Source organism: Brevibacterium sp. CSND-B09 (genome assembly GCF_052906525.1).
This window is the reverse complement of the sequence record NZ_JBREGI010000001.1, coordinates 1,093,980-1,114,031: the sequence shown is the minus strand read 5'-3', so window position 1 is coordinate 1,114,031 and position 20,052 is coordinate 1,093,980. Positions and strand designations below refer to the sequence as shown.

Annotated in this window: 20 protein-coding genes and 1 riboswitch; of the genes, 12 read left to right on the top strand and 8 right to left on the bottom strand. The window is 65.6% G+C overall.

Features of this window, described 5'->3' with window-relative positions; all coding sequences use genetic code 11:
- The first annotated feature begins 71 nt into the window (after positions 1–71).
- Genes ACU4IU_RS05310 through purM form a run of 3 tightly spaced genes read left to right on the top strand, consistent with a single transcriptional unit; the run spans position 72 to position 3,194 of the window.
- Entirely contained in the window at positions 72–569 is a 498-nt protein-coding gene (locus ACU4IU_RS05310) for a hypothetical protein (protein ID WP_446656063.1), read from the top strand.
- Between the two features lie 44 nt (positions 570–613).
- The gene (purF, locus tag ACU4IU_RS05305; protein WP_139470412.1) at positions 614–2,095 is read left to right on the top strand and encodes an amidophosphoribosyltransferase; all 1,482 of its coding nucleotides are present in this window, start codon (positions 614–616) and stop codon (positions 2,093–2,095) included.
- 1 nt (position 2,096) lies between these two features.
- Complete coding sequence (purM, locus tag ACU4IU_RS05300) at positions 2,097–3,194, top strand: phosphoribosylformylglycinamidine cyclo-ligase (protein ID WP_446656062.1); 1,098 nt, start codon at positions 2,097–2,099, stop codon at positions 3,192–3,194.
- A 405-nt stretch (positions 3,195–3,599) separates the two neighbouring features.
- On the opposite strand, the gene ACU4IU_RS05295 is transcribed toward purM, so the two are convergent.
- Positions 3,600–3,809, bottom strand: coding sequence for a DUF3073 domain-containing protein (locus ACU4IU_RS05295; RefSeq protein ID WP_139470410.1), 210 nt, complete (start codon positions 3,807–3,809; stop codon positions 3,600–3,602).
- Positions 3,810–3,936: 127 nt separating this feature from the next.
- Here ACU4IU_RS05295 and ACU4IU_RS05290 point away from each other — a divergent pair, with 127 nt between their 5' ends.
- From ACU4IU_RS05290 to ACU4IU_RS05280, 3 genes are all read left to right on the top strand, one after another.
- Positions 3,937–4,752 (top strand): hypothetical protein, encoded by an 816-nt coding sequence (locus tag ACU4IU_RS05290; protein WP_172175322.1) that lies wholly within the window; start codon positions 3,937–3,939, stop codon positions 4,750–4,752.
- Positions 4,753–4,881: 129 nt separating this feature from the next.
- Positions 4,882–5,475: a hypothetical protein gene (locus ACU4IU_RS05285; RefSeq protein ID WP_259356892.1), complete on the top strand. Its 594-nt coding sequence runs from the start codon at positions 4,882–4,884 to the stop codon at positions 5,473–5,475.
- Positions 5,472–6,356 carry a hypothetical protein gene (locus tag ACU4IU_RS05280; RefSeq protein ID WP_253904071.1) on the top strand — a complete coding sequence of 295 codons (885 nt, stop codon included), beginning with the start codon at positions 5,472–5,474 and terminating at the stop codon, positions 6,354–6,356. Before ACU4IU_RS05285 ends, ACU4IU_RS05280 begins: the two co-directional genes overlap by 4 nt.
- Here ACU4IU_RS05280 and ACU4IU_RS05275 read toward each other — a convergent pair.
- Positions 6,353–7,258 carry a LysR family transcriptional regulator gene (locus tag ACU4IU_RS05275; protein WP_216657269.1) on the bottom strand — a complete coding sequence of 302 codons (906 nt, stop codon included), beginning with the start codon at positions 7,256–7,258 and terminating at the stop codon, positions 6,353–6,355. The two genes, ACU4IU_RS05280 and ACU4IU_RS05275, sit on opposite strands and share 4 nt — an antisense overlap.
- A 72-nt stretch (positions 7,259–7,330) precedes the next feature.
- Between ACU4IU_RS05275 and ACU4IU_RS05270 the strand changes: the two genes are divergently transcribed.
- Positions 7,331–8,320: an EamA family transporter gene (locus ACU4IU_RS05270; RefSeq protein ID WP_172175313.1), complete on the top strand. Its 990-nt coding sequence runs from the start codon at positions 7,331–7,333 to the stop codon at positions 8,318–8,320.
- Complete coding sequence (locus ACU4IU_RS05265; RefSeq protein WP_446656061.1) at positions 8,317–9,513, top strand: hypothetical protein; 1,197 nt, start codon at positions 8,317–8,319, stop codon at positions 9,511–9,513. Before ACU4IU_RS05270 ends, ACU4IU_RS05265 begins: the two co-directional genes overlap by 4 nt.
- Positions 9,514–9,537: 24 nt before the next feature.
- Here ACU4IU_RS05265 and ACU4IU_RS05260 read toward each other — a convergent pair whose 3' ends face one another.
- The gene (locus tag ACU4IU_RS05260) at positions 9,538–10,419 is read right to left on the bottom strand and encodes a LysR family transcriptional regulator (protein ID WP_172175308.1); all 882 of its coding nucleotides are present in this window, start codon (positions 10,417–10,419) and stop codon (positions 9,538–9,540) included.
- 93 nt (positions 10,420–10,512) lie between these two features.
- On the opposite strand from ACU4IU_RS05260, the gene ACU4IU_RS05255 reads away from it, so the two are divergent.
- Positions 10,513–11,448, top strand: a complete 936-nt coding sequence (locus ACU4IU_RS05255; RefSeq protein ID WP_172175305.1) for a DMT family transporter — start codon at positions 10,513–10,515, stop codon at positions 11,446–11,448.
- 1 nt (position 11,449) lies between these two features.
- Here the strand turns inward: ACU4IU_RS05255 and ACU4IU_RS05250 are convergent, their stop codons facing one another.
- The 4 genes from ACU4IU_RS05250 to ACU4IU_RS05235 all read right to left on the bottom strand — a co-directional run bounded on the left by ACU4IU_RS05250 (position 11,450) and on the right by ACU4IU_RS05235 (position 15,544).
- Complete coding sequence (locus ACU4IU_RS05250) at positions 11,450–12,931, bottom strand: phytoene desaturase family protein (RefSeq protein WP_446656060.1); 1,482 nt, start codon at positions 12,929–12,931, stop codon at positions 11,450–11,452.
- A 54-nt stretch (positions 12,932–12,985) separates the two neighbouring features.
- Complete coding sequence (locus tag ACU4IU_RS05245; RefSeq protein WP_446656059.1) at positions 12,986–13,672, bottom strand: TenA family protein; 687 nt, start codon at positions 13,670–13,672, stop codon at positions 12,986–12,988.
- Positions 13,667–13,773: riboswitch (TPP riboswitch) on the bottom strand. Its footprint overlaps the gene before it by 6 nt.
- Before the next feature lie 56 nt (positions 13,774–13,829).
- Positions 13,830–14,411 carry a uridine kinase gene (locus tag ACU4IU_RS05240; protein WP_446656058.1) on the bottom strand — a complete coding sequence of 194 codons (582 nt, stop codon included), beginning with the start codon at positions 14,409–14,411 and terminating at the stop codon, positions 13,830–13,832.
- Between the two features lie 107 nt (positions 14,412–14,518).
- Positions 14,519–15,544: an ATP-grasp domain-containing protein gene (locus ACU4IU_RS05235; RefSeq protein WP_446656057.1), complete on the bottom strand. Its 1,026-nt coding sequence runs from the start codon at positions 15,542–15,544 to the stop codon at positions 14,519–14,521.
- 128 nt (positions 15,545–15,672) lie between these two features.
- Here ACU4IU_RS05235 and ACU4IU_RS05230 point away from each other — a divergent pair, with 128 nt between their 5' ends.
- Positions 15,673–16,035: a VOC family protein gene (locus ACU4IU_RS05230; protein WP_446656056.1), complete on the top strand. Its 363-nt coding sequence runs from the start codon at positions 15,673–15,675 to the stop codon at positions 16,033–16,035.
- A 54-nt stretch (positions 16,036–16,089) separates the two neighbouring features.
- On the opposite strand, the gene ACU4IU_RS05225 is transcribed toward ACU4IU_RS05230, so the two are convergent.
- Positions 16,090–17,472, bottom strand: coding sequence for an MFS transporter (locus ACU4IU_RS05225; RefSeq protein ID WP_229664224.1), 1,383 nt, complete (start codon positions 17,470–17,472; stop codon positions 16,090–16,092).
- A gap of 311 nt (positions 17,473–17,783) precedes the next feature.
- Between ACU4IU_RS05225 and ACU4IU_RS05220 the strand changes: the two genes are divergently transcribed.
- Together ACU4IU_RS05220 and ACU4IU_RS05215 are read left to right on the top strand one after the other, a co-directional pair.
- Positions 17,784–18,317, top strand: coding sequence for a HutD family protein (locus tag ACU4IU_RS05220; protein ID WP_446656055.1), 534 nt, complete (start codon positions 17,784–17,786; stop codon positions 18,315–18,317).
- Positions 18,318–18,516: 199 nt separating this feature from the next.
- The gene (locus ACU4IU_RS05215) at positions 18,517–19,884 is read left to right on the top strand and encodes a hypothetical protein (protein ID WP_446656054.1); all 1,368 of its coding nucleotides are present in this window, start codon (positions 18,517–18,519) and stop codon (positions 19,882–19,884) included.
- Positions 19,885–20,052 lie beyond the last annotated feature (168 nt).

Genomic DNA, 20,052 nt, shown 5'->3' with positions numbered 1-20,052 from the left:
TGTTCGCGACCTGTTGTTCCGGGGCGATCCCGGCGTTTCATCGGCCTCAAGGCCACGTGTCCAAGGAGATCATGAAGGACCAGATCGACGTCTCCGTCCGTCGCAGCCCCAAGTACTCGGTGTTCATGGGCATCGGCGCGGTGCTCGGCATCGTGCTTGCTGGAATCCTCGCGGTCTTCGTCGACCCGGCCGATATGCCGATGGGCTACACGGTGGCCAAGGGACTGGGCCTGCTGCTGCTCGTCCTCGGGATCGGCGGACTGTTCCTCGGCGGATTCGTCGCACTCATCCTCGACTGGCGGGGACGGAAGAAGTCGAAGGAGTTCCGGGTCGGTGCGCAGATCGACATGGTTGACGACCCGAAGGAGATCGCGCGCCGTTGCATCGCCGAAGCCCGCGGGGAGGACCCGGATGCCGGTGATGTCGAGGGTGGGACCGCCTCGGCGAGCCAGGATGCCGCACCCGAGGCGGATGACTCCGCACCAGCGGCAGACGATGTTGAGCCCACTGCCGACGATGCGGACGAGGCGGGAACGGGCCGGGATACGGCCCCCGGTTCCACAGTCTGATCACCGGGTCAGAGCGCCGTTGCGGGTATGAGACAATTTCACTCGTGGCAAGAGGAGACGGGCAGCTGACGCACGAAATCGACCCCCAGGACCGCGGACCGCAGGACGAATGCGGTGTGTTCGGAGTCTGGGCCCCCGGCGAGGAAACCGCCAAACTCACATACTTCGGGCTCTACGCCCTGCAGCACCGCGGACAGGAGTCCGCGGGAATCGCTGCCAGCAACGGCAAGCAGATCCTCATCTACCGTGACATGGGCCTGGTCTCTCAGGTCTTCCATGAGCGCGATCTCGAGCTTCTGCAGGGCCATATCGCCGTCGGGCATACGCGGTATTCGACGACCGGATCACCGTCGTTCGAGAACGCTCAGCCCACCCTGGGGCCGACTCCGTTCGGCACTGTGGCGCTGGCACACAACGGCAATCTGACGAACTTCGACGCCCTCGAGGCCATGGCCGATTCCCGTCGCGACCACGCGACGAAGGTCGTCGAGGAGGCCACGAAGAAGACGTCCCGCACCCGGCCCTTCCGTGATTCGTCGAACGACACCTCCCTGGTCACCGAGCTGTTCGCGACCGAAGAGGGTGAGAACCTCACCGAGGCGGCCCTGACCCTGCTGCCCCATGTCGAAGGGGCGTTCTCGCTGGTCTACATGGACGAGCACACCCTCTACGCCGCCCGGGACAGGCACGGGGTGAGGCCACTGTCGCTGGGACGGCTGGAGAACGGCTGGGTCGTGGCCTCGGAGACCGCGGCGCTCGACATCGTCGGTGCGAAGTTCGTCCGCGACGTCGAACCCGGGGAGCTCATCGCCATCGACGAGGACGGTCTGCGTTCGCACCGCTTCGCCGAACCGGACCAGGCCCGCTGCGTCTTCGAATACGTCTACCTCGCGCGTCCCGACAGCATGCTCGCCGGCAAGAACGTCCACGCCGCGCGCACCCAGATGGGCCGGCAGCTCGCCGAGGAGTACCCGGTCGACGCCGACCTCGTCATCGCCACTCCCGAATCCGGAACGCCGGCGGCCGTCGGCTATGCCGAGGCCTCGGGCATCCCGTTCGGCCAGGGGCTGATGAAGAACGCCTATGTCGGACGCACGTTCATCCAGCCCTCACAGACCCTGCGGCAGCTGGGCATCCGCCTCAAGCTCAATCCGATCCGGGAGAACATCGAAGGACGACGTCTCGTCGTCGTCGACGATTCGATCGTGCGCGGAAACACCCAGCGGGCGCTGGTGCGCATGCTGCGGGAGGCCGGAGCGGCAGAGGTCCACGTGCGCATCTCCTCCCCGCCGGTGAAATGGCCGTGCTTCTACGGCATCGACTTCGCCACCCGGGCCGAGCTCATCGCCAACGGACTGACGACGAACGAGATCTGCGAGAACCTCGGTGCCGATTCTCTGGGCTATATCTCTCTGGACGGCATGATCGCCGCCACCCAGCAGGAGCGCAGCCAGCTGTGCACCGCCTGCTTCTCGGGCGAATACCCGATTCCCGTCAACAACACCCCCGCCGACAAAGGATGCTGAGTTGAGTTCCGACGCGAACCCGAAGTCCACCACCTATGCCGCCGCAGGCGTCGACGTCGAGGCCGGAGACCGCGCCGTCGAACTCATGAAGGCCGCGGTCTCGGCCACCCACAACTCCTCGGTCGTCGGTGGGATGGGCGGATTCGCCGGACTCTTCGACGTCTCCGTGCTCAAGGACTTCGAGCGTCCGCTGCTCGCCTCGTCGACCGACGGTGTGGGTACGAAGGTCGCCATCGCTCAGGCCATGGACAAGCACGACACCATCGGCTACGACCTCGTCGGTATGGTCGTCGACGACATCATCGTCTGCGGTGCCCGGCCTCTTTTCATGACCGACTACATCGCCTGCGGCAAGGTCGTGGCCGAACGCATCGCTGATATCGTGCGCGGAATCGCCGACGCCTGCGCCTCGGCCGGAGTCGCGCTGGTCGGCGGGGAGACCGCCGAACACCCGGGTCTGCTCGGGGTCGATGAGTACGATGTCGCCGGTGCAGCCACCGGAGTCGTCGAGGCCTCGAAACTGCTCGGCCCGGAAAAGGTCCGTGGCGGGGACGTGCTCATCGGTCTGCCGTCCTCGGGCATCCACTCCAACGGATACTCGCTGGTCCGCCACATCATCGCCGAGGCGGGATGGGGCCTGGATACGCATGTGTCGGAATTCGGGCGCACCCTCGGTGAGGAGCTGCTCGTTCCCACTCATGTCTACACCGGCGAGCTCGCCGCTCTCTTCGACGCACTGCCCGACGCGGTGCATTCGGTCTCGCACGTCACCGGCGGGGGACTGTCGGCCAATGTGGCTAGGGTGCTTCCGCAGGGCCTGGTCGCGAAGATGTCGCGCGCCTCATGGGAGATCCCGGCCGTGTTCTCCGTGCTCGGCGACCTCGGCGGAGTGCCGCAGGACGACCGGGAACGCACCTGGAACCTCGGCGTCGGCATGGTCCTCGTCGTCGACGCAGGGTCGGTCGATGGTGTGCTCAAGGCGAGCCCCGGAGCCTGGGTGCTCGGCGAAGTCGCCGCCGATGACGGTTCTCTGGCGACCGATCCCTACTATGTGCAGGGCGCCAAGGGCGTCGACGGCGGCGCCGCGATCCTGCAGTAGTGGGTCGCGTGCCTCGCGCAGCCGGCTGGCCTGGTCGCGGGGCATCCCTCACCGTTAGTCTCGCCCTCTCGGCGCAGAGGCTTCGCACACCGTTAGTCTCACACCCTCGTGTTCCTGCACGGGGGTGTGCTGCTTGCGGTGCGTGATGGCCGCGGGAGTGGAGGAACTGCACTCAACGGTGCGTGATGCTCCTCGGTCACAGCCGCCTCGGCGAGGGGATGGAACTCGAGTTCTCGGTCATTCGGCGCGGTTGCGCATGGCGGGCGCCGCCTCGGCGGGTGAATGCCCACGAGCGGATGGACCGGCGGGCCCACGACCGTCTGCGCGCACGACTGAGGGCGGGGACCGAAGTCCCCGCCCTCAGTGCGTGTCAGATCAGCCGTGTGCGGCTGGACTCATCCGAGATCAGTTCTCGTACTCGTCGTCATCGTCGACATTGTACTTGTCGGCGTAATCCGAGTAGTCGGGTTCATCGTCGTACGGATCGGACGGACCGGACTTGCTCGCGTCGGCGCCCAGCTCCTGCTGGAGTCTATTAAGGTCGGTATCCGGGCTGTAGTACTTCAGCTTCCGAGCTACCTTGATCTGCTTTGCCTTTGCGCGGCCGCGACCCACTGGCGTGACCCCCTCCGTCGTCAATGGGGCGAATGGCCCCGGACTAGATCTCTGCTATGCGCTTAAATCCTACCTGTTCATACTGGGAAGTTCCATTTTGTGAGTGGACCTTGGATAGGCTGAACCCATGGCCTACCGTCGCGATTATGTCGTCACCCTGCGGATCTTCGAACCCCTTGTGGTGCATTCCGAATTGCAAGACAGGCAGGTGGAGGACAACCGGTCACGCATCGAGGAGCAGATCTCCCACGACGCTGACAAGCGCTTGATCTCCCTGCCGCCTTCGCCCGTGGCTGATTCCTTTCGGCGCACTCCGATCTACCTTCCAGCGTCTCAGACCGCGGACGGGGTGGACCGTTTCTGTCCTGCTCAGGAAGACATTCGTGGATGGGAGGCGCTCGATTCGCTGGCCGAGCACACCTCGAAGGCGACCTTGGACATCGTCGCTCCGAAGTCCGCTCGCCGACGTGCCGCCAGCCGTCGTGCGGAGTGGCTGCAGGACGCCAAGGACACGCGGATCTTCACCCGCGTCTCTGCCTGGGACGTGCCCCCGTCGTGGTGGCTGTTCTTCTCTCTGACCGAGGATCAGATCATCACCGAGGAGACCGACGAGGGCCTCCGGGTGCTCATCCGTACGGATATCCTGGCCGCCTCGGCGCGCATGGAATGGGCCTCGGAGACGATCGCGGACACCTCGAAGGTCGTCGATATGGTCGAGCAGACCTCGGTTCTGGCCGAGTGGATCGACACCTTCGACATGAACTCGGTCCTCGAACTCGACCTCGGCGGGATGTCCGATGTGCTGTGGCCGAGCGAAGCCGCGGAACTCGTCGACTCGTGGGTCACGGCGCTGAGCAACAACGATTCCGAGTCAGCGGTCGCCGCCTTCCAGAAGTATGCGGCCGGCTGGGAGCAGCTCAACCTCTACGCCCGCAGCTCCTGACCCCAATTACTACCTGACGGGGGCTGAGCAACCTGGCGCCAGGTTGCTCAGCCCCCGTCAGGTAGTAAGAAGGGCGGATAGGATTGTCTGCGAACGAGCCGCACCCGAGAGGACGAGTCCCGCAAGCGTATGGAAGAGAAGAAGCGCCGTCTCCTGACGAGCCAGGACCCCGCTGCTCAGGGGCCTGACCCCGCCGGTGCGTCCGATGGCCCCGGCGCCGGTGAGTCCGCGACCGACATCGCCAGGTCCGCTGGTACGCCGAAACCCGCGACCCGGGTGAAACCGCTGTCGAAGGTCTCCATCGGCTGGCGCATCGTCGTTCCCGCCATCGCCTTCGTCATCCTCACCTGCGGACAGTTCCTCAACACGAACGACTTCTTCCCGCTCGGATCGCTCACCCAGTACGCCACCGCCAAAGACCTCAACGGAACCGTGAACTCCACGTGCATCGAAGCTCAGTTCCCCGGCGAGGACGAACCGCGCCGCCTCGGGTTCAATGCCGCGACCGTCGGCATCGAACGCGGTGACGTCGAATCCCAGCTCGACCGGGTCATCGCCCACCCCGAGCTCCTGCAGTCGATGGCCGATTCGTACATCCGGCTGCACCCGGACGAACCGAAGCCCGAAGCGATGATCCTCTGCCGCACCACCACACAGCTGAAGAACGGCCTGGCCGTCGGCGAACCCGAACAGACGACGCTGGCGAAGTGGGAGGTCCGATGAGCAGCATCCCGACCCTGAGGTCGACCCCCACCGAGGCGGCCCCCACAAATCCGTTCCTCCGCTGGTTCATGCCCGAGGTCCCCCTCGCTCGGGTGGCCGTGTTCCGTGTCTTCATCTACCTGTTCATCATCATCGATGTGCTCACGATCTCCGGTGATGTCATCGCCCACGGCTGGACGCCCGAGTTCTACCAGCCACTGTGGCTGGCCCGGTTCCTCCACATCCCTGCTGTCAGCGTCCTCGGTGCGCAGATCCTGCTCACCCTCATCATCGTCTTCTCGCTGCTCGCCGCCGCCGGAATCCTTCAGCGCCTCAGCGGCTGGGCGGTGGCGCTCAGCTTCGGCGCGTGGATGTTCTACACCCAGGGCTACGGTTACGTCGCCCACGATCATATGGCGCTCGTCATCGCCGCCTTCGTCCTGCCGACGATCGGAACGGCGCGCTTCCGGGACGTCGGCACCGCCTCGGCGCGGGCCGGCTGGGCGCTGCGGATGGTGCAGATCTCCGTCGTCCTCACCTACTTCTACTCGGTGGTGATGAAGTGGATCGCCTCGGGCAACATCACCCACTGGGCCAACGGTGCGGTCATCATCTGGGCGCTCATGCGCCGCGGCGCCGAATGGTCGAAACCGTTCCTCGAGATGCCCGGCCTCCTCATCGCCGCGCAATGGGCGACACTCGTCTTCGAGTTCCTCTCACCCGTCGTCCTGTTCCTCAAGCGCAAGTGGCTGTACGGGGCCGTGGCCTTCTTCTTCCTCTTCCACCTCATGACCTACCTGGCGCTGGGCATCCACTTCCTGCCGACCGTCATCTGCTGGGCGGCGTTCCTGCCCCTGGAGAAGCTCGTGCCGAAGCGCTTCACCAGCACGGGCACCGCCTAATCCGCGGCGTCGTCGACCCGGCTGAGCGCGCTGATCACAGCACGCACCGCGACACGTTCGGCCGTGTCCGGACGCATCACGGCTACGATCCAGCGTGTCGTCGTCACCCCCGTCAGCGGCACCAGTGACAGTCCCGCATCTCGCGGCGTCGTGAACCGGGGAAGGAGCGCGACCTGGTCCGAGGAGGCGACGATCGCTTCGATGAGCCGGTTGTCCCGGATGCGTTGGACAACGTCGAGGTCGCGACCGGTGAGATGCTCGATCGAGGTGAGAATCGTGTCGAAGGGGTATCCGCGGGGCACTCCCACCCAGCGACAATCGACGACATCGTCCGGGGTCAGCTCGGCGCGATCGGCAAGCCGATGGCCGATGGCGAGGGCCACGTCGATCGGTTCGCGGGCGAGCGGGACGACGGTGAGTCCGTCGGTACCCAGGGGGCGTTCGGCGACGAGGCTGTGTGCGACGACGATATCGACATCTCGGGTCAGCCCCGCGAATTCGTGCTCGGCGAGGTCGACATCGTCCATGCGCAGATCGATGTGAGGGTGGTCCTCCCGCAGCCTGCGCAGCGCATCGGGGAGGAGGTGTGTGAGCGCGCTCGGCAGCCCGGCCAGGGCGATCTCTCCGACAGCTTCGCCGAGGTGGCCCTCCCATTGGGCCTGCACCCGGGCAAGCGTGCGGGCCACGTCCCGACCGCCGTCGGCGAGCAGTCGTCCCGCGGCTGTGAGCGTGAGTCCGCGACCGGCGGGTTCGACGAGAGCATGGCCGATCTCGCTCCCGGCCTGCCTCAGCTGCTGAGAAACGGCCGACGGGGAGCGATAGGTGACATCGGCGACGGCGGTGACGCTGCCGTATTCGTCGAACAGGCGCAGCAGCTCGAGATGCTTCGGATCGATGACCATGAAGCCATGCTACAGAGTCAGTGAAGCACTCTGCGATTGTGCTTCACTGTTGTCGAAGTTGAGAATGGGGCCATGTCATTCAAGCACTGTCTGCTCGCCGCCTCGGTGGCGGTGATGTGGGGACTGAATTTCCTCGCCATCGATCTCTCCCTGGCCCAGTTCCCGCCCTTCTTCCTCGTGGCTCTGCGCTTCGCCCTGCTCGCGGTTCCCGCGCTGATCTTCGTACCGAAGCCCGACGTCAAAGCGCGGTGGATCATCGGCTACGGACTCGGCTTCGGACTGCTGCAATTCCTCTTCCTCTACTGGGCGATGGCCGCCGGCATGCCCGCGGGACTCGCGTCCCTCGTCCTCCAAGCCTCGGGCCCCTTCACGGTGCTGCTGGGCATGACATTCCTGCGCGAGAGGGTCCGCGGCTCGCAGATGCTCTTCCTCCTCATCGCGATGGCCGGCCTCGCGGTCGTCGGCTGGCAGCGCTTCGACTCGCATGCGAGCTTCCTGCCCTTCCTCCTCACCCTCGCCGGCGCCTTCGGCTGGGCGATCGGCAACATCTGCAACCGGCAGGCTCACACCACTGAGCCGATCAAGCTGACGATGTGGATGTCGCTCGTCCCGCCCGTGCCGATGCTCGCCCTCTCCCTTGCGGTCGAAGGACCCGACCGGGTCGGGGCGTCGTTTTCGGGACTGACCACCCCAACCGGACTTCTTGCCATCGCTGGGCTGATCTATACAGTGGTCATCGCGACGATCCTCGGTTCGGGCGTGTGGTCGTGGCTGATGTCGCGCAACCCCGCCGGAGTCGTCGCCCCCTTCTCGATGCTCGTGCCCGTCGTCGGAATGAGCGCGGCGTTCGTCTTCCTCGGCGAGCGGGTCACCGTCGGCGAGCTGTGCGGGGCCGTCCTCGTCATCATCGGGGTCCTCGGCGCGGGTTTGAAGGCCGCGAAAGGGGCGCGGATTCTCGCCGCCGCTGAGGCAGTCGTGCCGGTCAGCGCGCCAACGGAGGATTCGACGCGGGCGATTCCATCAGGGCCAGTTGACAGGTGTTCGCGTAGCCTGAGGTCATGACCGCCGATGATGCGCCTCCGACCCTTCATGACGACCGCCTGTCCGCCGAGGATCTGCTCGCGTCCCCGCGGGGACGCTCGCTCGTGTTCGGGCTGGCCCTCGAGCAGGTCGAGAGTTTTCCGTGGACTGGCGATGAAGAAGCCCCAGGCGCGGAGGCGGTGGTGCGCAATCTGAGGTGCCTGTGCCCGATTGCGCCGACTTGGAGTGCAGTTAAGGAAGCCATGTCCGACGTAGTCGACGCTGCAGTGTATTGGCAGCCTCCTGATGATGACGATTGGGGGACCGCGGAAATCGGCGAGGTGCGCGAGGCTCTGCGTCCCTTCGCCGAGATGCTCGTTTCCACGGGCTTACTAGATGCCTGGTCGAAGCCACTCGATCCCGATGATCAGTGGGCGCTGGGCTGGGACGACAAAGAACTCAATGAAGTCAATGGACGCCACACAGGACTGCCCGCGGTCTTCGACCTCGAGACAGGCCCGACGGATGAGCGCATAGAAATCACTCTGACCGATCTATACCCGCCTCTTGACGAAGACGGAACGAGGCTCCCCTGGGGATTGGACGAGTGGCTTGCAGATGTCCTCACCACGGAAACCCGTTACCGTCACGATTTCGCCAAGAACCCGTATATGGAGCTCAGCGGCGAATGGTGGTCGACTCCGCCAGACGGGCTCTGGTCGTCGACGGGGACCTGGCCGGACGGAACCCTGATCGGCGTCGAACTCGTCGAGGACGATTTCGGTCTCGAGCGTGCCCGAGCCTGCCGTCTGCGACTGCGCCCGGACGCTCGCATCGCCGAGATCCGGACACCCGAGGATTGGGCCGATCTGTGCCGCCGCTACCCGCTCGACGTCACCGCCCAGCGCCGCTATGTCTGGTCCGAGACCACCGGGCGCAAGGGCCGCTGGGTCATCCCCGACTGGTCACGGGTGGCCGAGGAATTCGACGGTGTCCACGTCGGTCTGGCCGGCTACCTGCGCACGGCCGGTGCGGTCATCGACGTGGCGGAGGGCCGCCTCTGCGAGGAATCGGAGACCATCCCCACGGCAGGTAACACGGACGATCGGACCGCGAGTCTCGTGGCGGGCTGGCATCCGGATACTACGCACTGGCTGAACAACGTCATCGAGGCCGTTACCGAGGTGGCCGAATGGCACTATGACAGCGACGCTGATCGGTGGGTGCGGGACTGACCTCGGCGCGACCCGAGAGTTCGGTCAGTCGGCGAGTAGCGCGCCTCGGACAGTCTCGACGGCACGAGGTGCGACGCGGTCGTCGGTGAGCAGCAGAATTGTGCGCTCTGTTCCTGGGATGAGCCTGCGGAAGACGACCTCGTCGGTATCGGCCGGTGGAGTCGAATACGCCAGACACGCGAGAGCGAGGCCGCCGACGACGAGGCTGAGCTGAGTGAGGGGATCGGCGACGAAATGCCGGACGTCGAGTTCGATTCCGCGGGTGCGACCCGCCTGGACGAGGGCTTCGTGGTCGCGGGAATCGCGTGCGCAGGTCGACCAGACTTCGGCGGCAAGATCCGTGATGTCAACGTCCGTCACCGAGGCCGTCCAGTGACCGCTCGGCGCGGCCACATAGGCGGTCTGCCTCGTCAGGTCGGTCGAGACGATCCCTGCCGGCAAGCTCAGCGGGGCGTTCGTCCACGATTCGGCGATGACGATGTCGAGGTGCCCCGCGGCCAGGCGCTTCAGGTGGTCATCGGTCTCGCCGTCTTCGATCGACACGGTCATGTCCGGATGAAGGCTGCCTAACTGAGCGAGGCGCGGGGCGAGCAGGTCGCGGATGCTCGAGGCGATCGCACCGATCTTGACAGTCCCCGTGACCTCGTCGTGTTGGAGATCGTTCTCGGCGCGCTGCATGAGCTCGGTGACCTGCCGGGCGTAGTCAGCAAGAGTGCGGCCGGCATCAGTGAGGCGAAGGCCGCGCCCATCGGCCACGACCACGTGCGTTCCGGCTTCTCGTTCAATTCGGCGCAGCTGCTGGGAGACGGCGGGCCCGGTGAGGTGGAGCAGCGCGGCGGCCTGATTGACCGATCCGGTTCTCGCCACGGCGTCGAGGATCCGCAGCCGCGACCATTCGAGTCTCATCGTTTCGTCCCCACTTTCGGTAAGCAGTACTTATCAATACTAGGTTGGAATAAGAACTAGTGCTGAATGGTCAAGTGGCCATAGCGTCGAAGTATGAGTCAGACACCAACCCCCGCAGCCATCTCCTCGGTGCTCGCCGGAGCGCTGTGCCTGTCTGCGTCCGCTATCATCGTCAAGCTTGCCGATGTCGACGCGGCGACCACCGCGGTGCTTCGCTGCGCCATCGCCGTTGTGCCCCTCATTCCACTTGCGCTCGCCGAAAGACAGCGACAGGAGAGCCTGAGCCCGAGTGGTTGGCTGTGGTCGCTTGCGGCGGGCATTGCGCTCGGCATCGACTACAGCGCGTGGACCGCATCGATCTTCCTCGTCGGAGCGGGCGTCGCGACGGTGCTCATCAACGTCCAGGTCATTGTCCTGCCGCTGCTCGCTCTCATCATCGATCGCGAGCGCATGGAACGGAGATTCCTGATTGCGCTGCCGATCATGATCATCGGGATCGTCCTCGTCAGCGGTGTGGGCCTCAGCGAACTCGGCATCGGGCCGAGCGCATCGGCGGCAGGGCAGGGCCGCCTCGGCGGGGTTCTTCTCGGGCTACTCGCCGGAATCGGATACGGAACGTACCTCTTCCTCAGCCGCAGAGCCACACGGACGCAGTCGGATCTCGCGCTCCAGCCGCTGACGTGGGCGACGGCGGCGGCCGCGGCCACGTCGACGCTCATCACCCTCTTCTCACGGGGACTTTCGGTCTTGGATATCAGCGGGCGTTCGTGGATCCTGCTCATCGCACTCGCGCTCGTCGGACAAGTCGCGGCGTGGCTGCTCATCCATCACGGAAGCGGTCGGCTGCCTGCCGAAGTCACGGCGAGCCTGCTGCTTGTTCAGCCGGTACTCGCGCTCGCTCTCTCGACAATGGTGCTCGGGGAAAGGTTCGGTCTCGGACAGATCATCGGGGCAGCCGTCGTCGTCGGTGGAGTCGCGGTCTCGAGCGGGCTCGTGCGCAGGCCCGGTGCTCGACCGGAAGGGTCCTAGGTCAGTCGCCCGGTGACAGGCTGGGTGCCTCGTCGATGCCGAATCGGGTTTTGAGAGCCCGGCGCGCGGCGAACCAGCCGTTCATCCCGTGCACGCCCGGTGCCGGCGGGGTCGCTGCCGAGCACAGGTAGGCACCGGGGACGCCGAGGCTGTAGTTGTCCCAGCTGGTGCGCGGGCGGGCCATCATCCGGTAGAAGGAGACGATGCCGGTGGCGATGTCCCCGCCGATGTAGTTCTGGTTGTGGCCGGCCATCTCGGAGGCGGGGATCGCGTTGTGCGCGACGATCCGATCGCGGAAGCCGGGAGCGAAGCGTTCGAGCTGGCGGGTGATGTACTCGGTCGGGTCGAGCGGGCAGTCGAAGGGCACGTGCGCATACGTCCACAGCGGTCGCAGGCCGTTCACCTCGCGGGATGGGTCGAAGACGGTCGGATCCGAGACGAGACACACGGGATCGGCGGGCATGCGACCGGACATCACCTGTGCCTCGGCGGCGGCCATCTGCGCCCGGGATCCGCCGATGTGGATAGTGCCGGCGCGTCCGACCGCGGGATCGGACCAGGGGACCGGGCCGTCGAGGACGAAGTCGACCTTGGCAGCAGCGTTGCCGTGTTTGAAGCTGCGCAGGGCTTTGTCGACGTGGCTCGGGATGAGGCCGGAGAAGATCTGCGCGGCGTTCAGCGCCGAGGTGTCGAGCAGGTAGGCGCGGGCAGCGGGCATGTCCGATACATGGTCGATGCGCGCATCCGTGTGCACGGTTCCGCCGTGGGCTTCGAGGTCGGCGACGAGGTAGTCGATGATCGACTGCGATCCGCCGATGGGGGAGGGCCAGCCGCCCGCGTGGGCGACGGTAGAGAGCATCGTGGCCGTGGCCGCGGTGCCCATCGCCGGCAGCCCACCGATTGCGTGCGCGGCGACGCCGGTGAACAGGGCCTGGGAGGATTCGTGGGAGAGCGGAATGTTCCACGCGGGACTGGCCTGGGACAGGAGCCGCAGGCCGAACTTCACGACGTTCGCGATGCCGGGAAGATCGCGCAGGGTCTCCGGCACAGAACGTTTGTCACCGAGGGAGAGCCAGATCGCGTCATCGACCCGGTCGAGCAGCGGAGCGAAGAAACGCCGCCATTCCGGTCCTGCCGCGCCGAGGTGGTCGACCGTCCTTTCGAGATCGTGGAAGGCCAGCGCAGCGGGTTTGCCGTCGAGGGGCTGGGCGTAGGAGATCTCGGGGGTGGTGAACTCGAGGCCGCGGGCACGCAGGTCGAAGTCGACGAAGAAGGGGCTGGCGATGGCCAGTGGGTGGACGGCCGAGCAGATGTCATGAGTGACGCCGGGGGCCAGACCGAGGTCGAGAGTGCGGGCGCCGCCGCCGATCGTCGGCTGAGCCTCGTAAACTTCGACGCTCAGCCCGGCACGGGCCATGGTGACGGCGGCGGCCATGCCGTTCGGGCCGGATCCGATGACGACTGCATCAACACCTGTGCTCATGTGGCCAGTCTAGGTCAGTGAGATGGACGGCTGCGGTGTGCGTTCCCTGGCGGCTCAGTTGTCGTACACGTTGTCGAAGAAAGCGCATTCGAGATCGACGGCGTGCCGCCACACGCGGGTCAGGGACTCGGCGGCTTCGGCGTCGCCGGAGGGGAAGACGCGTTCGAGTTCGTCGACGAGGAACTGCACCCACCCGTGAAAGGCCTCGCCTCGGTGGAGATCGATCCAGCCTCGGTGAATATGTCGCGGCGGCATGTCCTTCCGGGACTCGGCCCAGTCGAGATAGAGCCATTCGGCGACAACGAGGACGACGAGCAGCTGCGGATACGACGCCGAAGCGACTGACGAGTCCATGAGATCGCGGAACCCAACCGTCGGGGCGGTCAGCTCCGGGTGGAGATAATCGGCTGTATCGACTCCCAATTCGGCGAAGGAGTCGACGAAATAGGTGTCCTCATCGGCGACGAGCATTCCCAGCTGTCGGGCGAACCGCAGCTTCGCCTCGAGTTCATCGGCGTGGGCCACGCACGCGCCGAGCATCGACAGAAACGACTCGAAGAACTGATAGTCCTGCACCAGATAGTCGCGCATCACTGCGTCGTCGATGCTGCCGGCGAAGAGCTCCCGGACGAACCGGTGTTCGACGGCTTCCGTCCACTGCCAGCTGGTCGAACTCACCAGTGCTGATACCGCTCCGTCGGCGTCCACGGTGATCGATGTGTCGAAATCTGTGGTGGTCATTGCTTGTCCACTCCCTCCGCCGGTGCTCACCGGATCAGGTTCAAAGGGTCTGCATGCGCACTCTCAGCGCCGGTCCTTTCGGCGCTCCCCTGCAGCACTTCGACACTATCATCGGGATAAGGTGTGCTGTCAGAGCGAACGGGCCAGGGCTGGCAGATCAGGGCCGGTCGGGCCCGGACCGGCGGATCAGGGTCGGCCGTTCCAGATTGCGATTGTCGAGCACCCATGTGGCGTGTTCCCAAGGAGCGGCCTCGGCGAAGTAGAGACGTTGACCACCGACGTAGCGACGATTCGATGTGGCCTCGGGATCGGCATCGAAGGCTCCGGCAAACCGGTCGTTTCCCCGTGGGACCGAGACTTCAAACGGAACATCGACCCACACACTCGCATCCCAGAGATCCACCAGCTCGGGACGGTGGAGGAAGATTCCCTCGACCAGGAGGACGCAGTCGCTCGGCAGGCTCCGAGGTTCCGGCGCAAGCGGCCGATCTTCGTCGACGTCCCACACAGCTGGAACGATCGAGCCGCCTCGTCGAAATGGTTCGACGACGGACTCGACGAATGCTCCGTAGTCATAGGAACGGCGATAGAACGTGTCTGGCCCCTTGCCTTGGGCGTAGCGGATCGACCGAGGGTGGTGGAACCCGTCGATGCTGATGGCGGTGACCCGGCGGTCGGAATCATGACCAGGAACGTCCGCAGCGGTCTTGGCCAAATTCACGAGTTCGCGGGCGAGCATCGTCTTCCCGGCCCCATCGACCCCATCGAGGGCAATGAGCGCACGTTGTCCCGGCCGGACTGCGCGGAGCTCAGCCAGCAGGTGTCGTAGGACCGTGTCCCGGGACCTCACCGGGCTGCGGACCCGGCGAGCGGCACGGACGGTGGGGCCGCCTCGGCGAGGGTGCCGGCGATGAAATCGGCGATACGGTCCGCGGCAGGCTGACGACCTGCCGACTGTTCGGCGGACTCGACGGACGGGTTGTAGTTCGTGTTCGTGTTGATGTCGTAGACGACCTGACGGCCTTCGGCGGTCTCGATGAACTCGACGCCGGCGATCTCGATGCCGAGGTCGGCCAAGAGCGTCTCGAGCCGAGCGATGAGCGGTGTTCCGGCCGTGATCTCCTCACGGCGGGCGAATTGGGGGATCGCCTCAACGTCGGGATCAGCCCCGGCACCCGGAATCGTGCAGGCATCGGCCGGGCACAGCTCGAACGACCCACCTGAGACGTCGACGCGCACCGCATAGTGGAAGCGTCCGCCGATGAATTCGGCACGGGTGATGAACGGCTGGGCAGGCTGCACATACTCCTGGATGAGGGTGATGCCGTCGATCGGCGCATTCGCTCCACCGGGCGCGAACTCATCGGCGACCGCCTCGAGCTCGGCGTGGGAGTCGAAGCGACGCACACCGAGGCCCTTGCCGCCCTGATTGTGTTTCGTGATGAATGGGGGAGTGAAGCCGGCCGCGGCCCCGACGAGCGCCCGCGGTCCGAACGCGGCCGCGGTGCGCGGCACATCGAACCCTCGGCCGGCCAGCTCGCGATGCTGACGGACCTTGCTCACCTCGAGCTCGTAGACATCGCGACCGTTGACGACCCGGCGCCCAGCGGCCGCGAGCCAGTCGAGGACCGCACGCCCGTACTCCTTCACATGCGGATCGGTCCGGGTGTGCGCCGACGCCGACAGCCGCGACCAGAAGATCCCCTGTGGAGGCTCGGCGTCGAGATCGATCGATGCGTCGGGAAGGAGCCATTCGACATGGGCGACGCCGAGGCGGTCGAACGCATCCGTGAATGGTGCGATCCATTCCGGATTGTCGTGGATGATGTACACCGTCGGAGTGCCGCAGACGGGCAGGGCATGAGAACTCATCGCGAACCTTCATCGTGTGGAGCCGGTGCGGCCGAGAGTACGCGGAAACATCGGCGGATCTGCTCAACAATCCTACGCCCTGGTGTCCAGCCCTTCGCTGTGTCAGTGCGGCGGCGTAGACTCAGGACATGGCTATCGCAAAGCAGCCCGTTGTCGTGCTCGACGCCCCCGACGCCCGTGAACTCGCAGAGTTCTACGGCAAACTCCTGGACTGGTCGGTCACCGTCGAAGAAGACGGAACCTGGGCGGAAGTCGTCTCCAACTCCTGGCCGCCGATCTGCATCCAACAGGTCGAGGACTACCACGCACCCAGTTGGCCCGGTCAGGCCCACCCGCAGCAGATGCACCTCGACGTCATGGTCGACGACCTCGACGTCGCCGAGAAAGCCGTGCTCGAGATCGGCGCAGGCAAAGCCCCCGAGCAGCCGGGAGAGACGTTCCGAGTGTTCCTCGACCCGGCCGGTCACCCGTTCTGCCTGTGCAAGGGATGACCGGCCCCGCCCAGAGCTGATCCGGAGAGACCATCGGCTCTGAAACGCGCCGGCTCAGACCAGGTCGGCCTCCTCGTTGAGCTCCTGGGCGAGGTCCTTCGCCTCTTCCTTCGACGCCGCCGACGGAGTCGAACCCCACAGCGGACGACGATTGCTCTCAGGCACGAAGTGGATCGTGACGAGCCCGATGACTCCAGCGGCCATGAGGTAGATCGCCGGCCACATGAGGAATCCGGTGGCGTTGATGAGCGAGGTCATGACGAACGACGTCGTGCCGCCGAACAGCGAGATCGAGACGTTGAACGCGATCGCCAGTGCACCGGCGCGGACCATCGTCGGGAACAGCGACGGCAGAGTCGAGGGCATCGTAGCGCTGAAGCAGATGAGGCTGAGCCCCATGATGAGCAGGCCGAGGAAGACCACGAAGTCGTTGTGCCCGCGGATGAGCCACAGTGACGGGAACGAGAGCACGATGAGCGAGAGCGCTCCCGCGCGCACAACGGCCTTGCGGCCCAGCCTGTCCGAGAGCTTGCCGATGACCGGGATCAGCGCCAGACAGCAGGCCATGACGATGATCTGCAGGACCTGCGAGGTCAGTTCTGAGACTCCGCCGCTGCCCTGGAGGTCTTCGACCATCGGGAAGTACACGGGAATGAAGGAGGTGAGCATGTAGTTCGTCACGTTCCAGGCCAGCACCAGACCACAGCAGGCCAGCAGGTTCGGCCACAGCTTGAAGATCTTCTTGAACTCGCCCTTAGCGTGGTTCTTCTGCTCCTCCTGTTCGGAGAGCTTCTCCATCTCCTTGTATGCAGGAGTATCCGCGAGCTTCGTGCGCAGGTAGACGCCGATGAAGCCGAGAGGCAGAGCGACGAAGAACGGGATCCTCCAGCCCCACGACTCGAGGAACTCGGGAGTCGAAACAGCCTGCATGATCGTGGCGACGAGTGCACCGAGGACGTAGCCGGTGAACGTTCCGACCTCGAGCAGGCTGCCGAGGAAGCCGCGGCGCCGGTCGGGTGCGTATTCGGCGATGAAGGTCATCGCATTCGAGTACTCGCCGCCGGTGGAGAAGCCCTGGAGCAGACGGCAGGCCAGCAACAGGAACGGTGCCCAGAGGCCGACGGTCGCATAGTCGGGGATGACACCGATGAGGAAGGTGCCGGCGGCCATCATGATCATCGTCATCGCCAGCACCTTGTTGCGCCCGATCTTGTCGGCCAAAGGGCCGAACACCAGACCGCCGAGCGGACGGACAAGGAAGGCGACGGCGAAGAGTCCGGCGACGATGACGGTCCCGATCGGTCCTGAGTCCTCCGGCAGGAAGATTCCCTCAATCACGACGGCGAGGTAGCCGTAGACACCGAAGTCGTACCATTCGGTGATGTTGCCGATGGCCGCGGCGCCGATGGCCCGCTTCGTGACGTCGGGCTTGGTCACTGTGATCTCTTCCGGCCGCCACCGCCGGCGGACATTATCCGGTCCGAACATGTCCCTCCCTCCGATTGCCGGTGAGAGGCTTGCGGGAACGCGACCCGGGCGCGAATCCACAGAGTGTGAGAATCACGCGCAGTCGTCTCCGCGAGCCCCTCATCGTTCTGGTTGATGTCGTTGTTCTCAGCCGGGTGGCCCCGACGAAAAACACCACTCAAGGCTAGTCCTCTCAGCTCTCATGGCAACCCCGATTGCGCGGGAACCCCCCGATTCCGAGGTTGTGAACAGCTCGTCGCAGGTCCGTCTAAAGTGGTTCCATGCGCCTTCTCACCAGCTTTGATGATCGTGATCCCGTTCCCTGGGCTAACGGTGCCGGGGAGACGACCGAGCTCGTCTCCCTCGCCGACTCCGAGAATCTGACCCCGCTTGCGCGGCCGTGGCGACTGAGCATCGCACGGCTCGATCGCACCGCCGAGTTCTCCGTCCTGCCAGGGATGGAGCGCACCTTCCTGCCCACCGCCGAGGTGGTGCTGTCCGTCGACGGTCGAACACACCGCATTCCCCGGCTGACTCCGCTGCGCTTCCGCGGGGACCGAGCCGTCGTGCTTACTGAACTGGGTGAGCCGTGCTTCGCAGTCAATCTCATGGTCGCTCAGTCGGATTCGGTCGACCCGCCTCGGCGAGAGCTGGCGATGATCGGCCCCGACGAGGAACACGCAGTGAGGGCGGACGACGGCGCCGCCTTCCTCCTCACCCTCGCGTCGAGCCCGGACCGCCCGCGTTTCCAGCTGTTCGAACTCACCGGTTCCGACGGTCCGGCGGACCGCCTCGGCGGAGTCCTCCTGCGTTGAGGGAAGACGGGGCCCACACCGCTGGGGAAATGGTGTGAAGCGCGTGTCTGCCGCATCACACCGGTCGTCGTTTTCGCAGGTCAACACGCCTATCCGCGGTCGGGTGGGTCAGCGATCTCCCAGACTGCGAGGGGGTGGGTCAGGATGCCCGCACACTCGAGTCCGATACTGGTGAGAAGTACGTGTTTATGGAGGACCATTGGCATCGAATCACGGCGAAACCGACCAGACGGACAAGCAGCGGACGACTCCCGGCAGTGAGGCTCCGACGAGCGCGCCGCGGCACTCTCAGACTCTGCCGCTCATCACCGAGGAGATCGCGGAGAGGCCTCGTGCCGAGGCGGCACCGACCGAGCATGTCACTACTCCGGTGATGCCGCCCAATCCGATCCGCAGTGACGATCGGACCGGAGCAAGTCCGGCGAGGAGCGTGTCGGCGGAGACCGTGGGCACCGAGGACGGGCAGCGGACCGCCTCGGTGCCGTCGGGGGACGGAAGCCCGGCGGGAGAAGCGACTGGCGGTGCCGACGAGAAGAAGTCCGAAGGGCGCATTTCGGCCACCCAGCTGATCGCGGGTGCCGGTGCCGCGGCGACTTCCTCGGTCATCGGCGGTCAGCTCGGCGTCGCCGGCACCGTCGTCGGCGCGGGCATCGCGAGCATCGTCACCGGTCTCGCCGTCACCCTCTACGGCCGCAGCCTCGACAAAGGCAAAGAGAAGATCCAAGAGGTCGGCTCAAAGCTGGCCCCGGCCGTCAAGGCGAAGATCGCAAAGAACCCCACCGCGAAGACCGCAGCTGTCGATCAGACACTTGCCGAGGATTCGGCCTTCGCCCCGCCGGAGCCCACCGGTGGCCATGCGACTGCGTCAGCCGCCTCGGTGCCGCACGACAGAACAGCCGAAGACGGCGATAGCAGTGAAACCGAGAGCGAGCCCCGCTCCTGGTGGCAGAAGCTGCGACGCAAACGGGTCCTCTACCCGTTGACGATCGGCGTCGCCGCCTTCGGAATCGGACTCGGCGCGGTTGTCGTGGCCGAGAACTTCACCGAAGCCGATATCTCACCGGGCACCTCGCAGATCTCACGATCGGTGACCGGGCAGTCGACGAACGACGAATCCGTCACCGACGACGGAACCTCGAACTCCGGGACCGCAGGAGACGAATCGTCGAACGGATCCGGGTCGGGCGCCGACGGCGGTCAGAGCTCATCGAACAGCGGCTCGAACACGCAGAACGGTCAGTCCACCTCGGCGGGGGAGACCGGCACCGAAGGTGCGGGCGAGGGCCAGGACTCTCAGGGTACGGACACGACGACGGGCACGAGCGATTCCACCGGCGGTTCGACGAGCACCGACGGCACCGAAACGAGCAGCGGTTCCACCTCGACCGATGGCACCGGCAGCACCGGGGACACCAGCGGCGGCACAAACAGCAGCACGGGCTCCGGATCCGGCTCGGACGGTTCGGGCAGCGGTTCCGGCAGCGGCTCGTCGGGTTCGGGCGGATCCGGAACCGGCGGTTCGACCGGCGGTTCCGGTGGTGGGTCGGCCGCCTCGGCGGAGGGGTGAGCCGGACAACGTCGAGGACGGGAATTTAGACAGCCCACCCTTGGTTGTATGAAGTAGAGAACATCGCTAGGTTGAAACCAACTCCGACAGTGTTCTGCCGAAGTCGGGATAACGAGACTGGGCGAACGGCGCTCAGCCGATCGATCAGCTGCACCGGCGGGAACCGCA